Origin of the sequence: Oerskovia sp. NPDC060287 (assembly GCF_042726775.1) — a bacterium.
GTDB classification, from domain to species: domain Bacteria; phylum Actinomycetota; class Actinomycetes; order Actinomycetales; family Cellulomonadaceae; genus Oerskovia; species Oerskovia merdavium.
Genome location: NZ_JBHXBO010000278.1, coordinates 1 through 4,903, shown reverse-complemented (window position 1 = coordinate 4,903; position 4,903 = coordinate 1). Strand labels below are relative to the sequence as shown.

Genomic DNA, 4,903 nt, shown 5'->3' with positions numbered 1-4,903 from the left:
GCGTCTCACCTCTCGGGTGCGAGCCGCACCGGTGCGGCACCCACCCCGGAGCGGGCGCGGTCCGCGTCGGCCCCGGGACGTGAGGCCGGCACAGGGGATTCCCAGTGGGACGGGGTACTGTCGGCGCGTGAGCACGAGCACCCCCGACCCCGACGTGAACGAGACCCCGACCGGCCTCGACGCCGCTTCGACTCCGGAGGCCGGCTCGACCGGCGCCGCGGGCCGTACCGACCCGGAAGCGGTCGGCGCACCGCGCGACGACGCGAACGAGGGCCTTCGTGGCGACGAGGTCGAGATCGAGTCGGTCATCGACCCGACGACCGTCCGACGCGCTCCGCGCTACAAGGCCTTCTTCCTGACCGGCGCCCTGGCAGGGATCGTGCTCGGCCTGGCGATCGGTATCTCGTGGCTCGTGTCCCCCGCGGCGAGCGGTGTCCTCAAGCCCGGTGTCTACCTCAGCGTGATCGTGCTGGGGACGACCACGCTCACGACGCTCATCGCGGGCGCGCTCGCGATCTGGGCCGACAAGCGCAGCCTGCGCCGCTGACGTCCTCGACGTCGTGACCGCGGCGGCTCGTCGAGAACTCGGGCCTGCCGTCGTGCTCGACCGGTGATCTCCTCGTGGGCGGACTGCCCCGGCGGGCAGGCCGTCCGCGTCACGAGCCGGCGACCACCGGTGCGGGATCGTCCCCGGGATGCCACGTCTGGCGGACCAGCTGACGGAACCGGACCCCCGCCGGCATGCCGGCGACCACTGCGGCAGCTCCGAGGAGCGCGATCGCGACCGACACCGCACCCGTGGCCCCGATCGTGCTGCGGTACGCCGCCAGCGGGTGCGCGGGATCGCCCGTGACCTGGAGCAGCGCCAGGACCGCCGGGACGACGACGGTCGCGAGCCCGAGGACCAGGACACCTCCCGCCCAGAGCAGGGGCGGTCCGTCGAGGGCCCGCCGGACGAGCGCGTCGTCGGGCCGCCACGTGCCCGCGTCGTCGGCGAGGGCATGTCTGCGCAGCGCGCGGCGTTCGCGGACCCTCACGACGGTGGTCGCCACGAGGGCGAGCAGGAGGACCGCCGACCCCGCCAGCGCGAGCACGGCCCCTGCCGTGATGAGCACGTCGATCGCCACCTCCCCCGCCTCGTCGAAGTACCGGGTGTCGGCGTTCTTGCCCGGCTTGCGGAGGTAGACCGCGACGATCCCCACGACCGGTCCGGCCCCGAGCAGGACGCCGCCGACGACGGTCAGCGGCTTCTGGGCCCTGGCCGCCAGGCGGTGCAGCCTGCCGAGGTCGATCGTCCGCTCGTCGGCCGGGCGGAGACGCTTCTCGGTGCGCACGGCGCTCCGGACGACCTCGTCGTTCCAGGCCTGCCTCGGCCGGTCGGTCAGGGCCGTCCACGCCCGCCGGCCTCGGCCTCTCAGCCCGGACAGTGCGAACCCGACGAGCACGGTCAGGAGAGCCGACCCGGCGAGGACGGTGAGCCCGACCGCCACCATGTCGCTCGCGAAGATCATCACGGGCGCGACCAGGAGGACGGCTACCCCGACGGCGACCAGGAGGGCGACGCACAAACCGACGAGAGGTGTCGTGGGGGTGGCGTCGTCGGCCAGCGCGCGGGCCCGCACCGTGCGCACCGGCACGTGCTCGGGAGCCGTGCCGGCGAGCGTGTCGAGCCTGCGCCCGAGGAAAGTGCGCGAGATTGCGCTCGACACGGCGTACAGGACGCCGCCCGCGGCGGGGACCGCGCACACGTAGATGATCGAGGCCCGGCTGACCGGGTCGAGGTGCAGGTCTCGCCAGACGTCCGGGAACCCCTCCTCGAGCGTGAGCCAGGTGCCGAGGAGGACCAGGAAGCCGAGGCCGGCCGAGTACAGGACGGTCCTCGAGATCGTCAGCAGGCCGTCGGCGAGGACCTGTGCGCGGCTCGGCGCGGGTTCGACGAGCCGGAGCGTGCTCGTCGGGACGCGTCGCCCGAGCAGCGCGATCGTCCTGCCGGGGGAGCCTTCGGGGGAGTCGGTCACTGCGCGAGGGTAGCGACCACGGCGCTGTCCGTACAGGGGCGAGGCCTCCTCGGGGCGAGCGGTCCATCTCCTGATCGCGGCTTCTGGCGAACGGCGACCGTATGGGAGACTGGAGCCGTGGCCCCCCGCGGAGATGGACTTCTTAACCACGACCTCATGCCCGGCGAGAAAGGCCCCCAGGACGCTTGCGGCGTCTTCGGTGTCTGGGCGCCCGGCGAAGAGGTCGCCAAGCTTGCCTACTTCGGTCTGTACTCGTTGCAGCACCGCGGTCAGGAATCAGCCGGGATCGCGACCAGCAATGGTGAGCAGATCCTCGTCTACAAGGACATGGGACTCGTCTCCCAGGTCTTCGACGAGCGCGCGCTGAACGCCCTGACCGGACACATCGCCGTCGGGCACTGCCGGTACTCCACCACGGGTGGGGTGACCTGGGAGAACGCCCAGCCGACGCTCGGCGCGACGTCCGCCGGGACCGTCGCCCTGGGCCACAACGGCAACCTGACCAACTCGGCCGAGCTCGTGAACCTCGTCGCCGAGCGCTACGGCGCCCAGCGCCGGGGCGAGCTCGCGCGTGGCAACACGACCGACACGGCGCTCATCACCGCGCTGCTCGCGGGCGACGACGACCACTCTCTCGAGGACACCGCGATGGAGGTCCTCCCTCGTCTGCGCGGTGCCTTCAGCCTCGTCTTCATGGACGAGAAGACGCTCTACGCGGCGCGTGACCCGCAGGGCGTGCGCCCGCTCGTGCTCGGACGCCTCGAGCGCGGCTGGGTCGTCGCGAGCGAGACCCCGGCGCTCGACATCGTGGGCGCCTCGTTCGTCCGTGAGGTCGAGCCCGGCGAGCTCATCGCGATCGACGGGGACGGCCTGCGTTCGCAGCGCTTCGCGCCGGTCGAGCGCGCCGGCTGCGTCTTCGAGTACGTCTACCTCGCACGCCCGGACACCTCGATCAACGGCCGCTCGGTCCATGCAGCGCGTGTCGAGATGGGGCGCCAGCTGGCCCGCGAGCACGGCATCGAGGCGGACCTCGTGATCCCCGTCCCCGAGTCCGGGACCCCTGCCGCGGTCGGGTACGCGCAGGAGTCGGGCATCCCGTTCGGGCAGGGCCTGACCAAGAACGCCTACGTCGGACGCACCTTCATCCAGCCCTCGGACACCCTGCGCCAGCTCGGCATCCGGCTCAAGCTCAACCCGCTGCGCGACGTGATCCGTGGCAAGCGCCTGGTCGTCGTGGACGACTCGATCGTCCGCGGCAACACGCAGCGCGCACTGATCCGCATGCTCCGCGAGGCCGGGGCGGCCGAGGTCCACGTCCGGATCAGCTCCCCGCCCGTCAAGTGGCCCTGCTTCTACGGGATCGACTTCGCGTCCCGCGCCGAGCTCATCGCGAACGGCCTGTCCCCGGACGAGGTCGGCGCCTCCCTGGGCGCGGACACCCTCGGCTACATCTCGGAGGAGGGCATGATCGCGGCGACCGAGCAGTCGGCGTCGCAGCTGTGCACCGCCTGCTTCACCGGGAAGTACCCCATCGAGCTGCCCCCGGACGACCAGCTGGGCAAGCACCTCCTCGAGCAGGCCGAGCTCCCGCTCGGTGCACCGGAGGACGGTCTGCGCTCGCTCTCCGTGGGAGTGGGCGGCGGGACCGCCCTCGACCATCCCTGACCCCGTACGACGCACCGCCCGGACACCGGGCGCGCCGCAACCACCAGGAGTTCATTCGTGTCTGAAGGTCTCACGTACGCCGCAGCCGGTGTCGACACCGAGGCGGGCGACAAGGCCGTCGAGCTGATGAAGGACGCCGTGCGACGCACGCACGGCCCCCAGGTCCTCGGAGGAGTGGGCGGTTTCGCCGGGCTCTACGACTTCAGCGAGGTCGCGACCTACACCAAGCCGCTGCTCGCGACGTCGACCGACGGCGTGGGCACCAAGGTCGCGATCGCGCAGGCTCTGGACATCCACGACACGATCGGCTTCGACCTGGTCGGCATGGTCGTCGACGACATCGTCGTGGTGGGCGCCAAGCCGCTGTTCATGACGGACTACATCGCGTGCGGCAAGGTGGTCCCGGAGCGCATCGCGGGCATCGTCCGCGGCATCGCGGCCGCGTGCGAGGTCGCCGGCACGGCGCTCGTCGGCGGCGAGACCGCCGAGCACCCGGGCCTCCTGGGCGAGGACGAGTACGACGTCGCGGGCGCAGCCACCGGGGTCGTCGAGGCGGACCGCCTGCTCGGCCCCGAGCGCGTCCGAGAGGGCGACGTCCTCATCGCTCTGGGTTCGTCCGGCCTGCACTCGAACGGCTACTCGCTGGTGCGTGCGGTCGTCAAGCACGCAGGCTGGGAGCTGGACCGCGAGGTCGAGGAGTTCGGCCGCACGCTGGGCGAGGAGCTCCTCGAGCCCACGCGCGTCTACGCGAGCGACTGCCTCGCCCTGGCGCACGACGACGCCGCGCAGGTTCACGCGTTCACGCACGTCACGGGTGGCGGGCTCGCGGCGAACCTCGCCCGCGTCCTGCCGGCAGGCCTCGTCGGCACCGTGGACCGCGGCTCGTGGGACGTCCCGCCGGTCTTCACCGTGGTGCGCGACCTCGGCAACGTGCCGCGTCGCGACCTCGAGAACACGCTCAACCTGGGCGTGGGCATGGTCGCGATCGTCGGAGCGGACGGTGCCGACGCGGCGCTCGCCCGGTGCGCCGAGCTGGGCCTTCCGGCCTGGGTCCTGGGGACGGTCAGCGCCCTCGACGAGTCGACCACGGCCTCCTCGCTCGGCGAGGACCTCGTCGTGGGTACCAAGGGAGTCCACGCCGGCGCCGTGCGCCTGACGGGTGACTACCGCAACTGAGCGCAGTGACGACGAAGGCGCGTCCTTCTCGCTCGGGCCCTGGA

General features: G+C 72.3%; 4 protein-coding genes. 3 read left to right on the top strand and 1 reads right to left on the bottom strand.

Annotated features, from left to right (window positions below):
• The first annotated feature begins 127 nt into the window (after nucleotides 1-127).
• Complete coding sequence (locus ACFWFR_RS17380; protein WP_377623861.1) at nucleotides 128-547, top strand: hypothetical protein; 420 nt, start codon at nucleotides 128-130, stop codon at nucleotides 545-547.
• Between the two features lie 109 nt (nucleotides 548-656).
• Here the strand turns inward: ACFWFR_RS17380 and ACFWFR_RS17375 are convergent, their stop codons facing one another.
• Nucleotides 657-2,018, bottom strand: a complete 1,362-nt coding sequence (locus ACFWFR_RS17375) for a hypothetical protein (RefSeq protein WP_377623860.1) — start codon at nucleotides 2,016-2,018, stop codon at nucleotides 657-659.
• Nucleotides 2,019-2,135: 117 nt separating this feature from the next.
• Between ACFWFR_RS17375 and purF the strand changes: the two genes are divergently transcribed.
• The gene (gene purF, locus ACFWFR_RS17370) at nucleotides 2,136-3,683 is read left to right on the top strand and encodes an amidophosphoribosyltransferase (protein WP_191805664.1); all 1,548 of its coding nucleotides are present in this window, start codon (nucleotides 2,136-2,138) and stop codon (nucleotides 3,681-3,683) included.
• A 57-nt stretch (nucleotides 3,684-3,740) separates the two neighbouring features.
• The gene (gene purM, locus ACFWFR_RS17365) at nucleotides 3,741-4,859 is read left to right on the top strand and encodes a phosphoribosylformylglycinamidine cyclo-ligase (protein WP_191805665.1); all 1,119 of its coding nucleotides are present in this window, start codon (nucleotides 3,741-3,743) and stop codon (nucleotides 4,857-4,859) included.
• The last annotated feature ends 44 nt before the right edge of the window (nucleotides 4,860-4,903 follow it).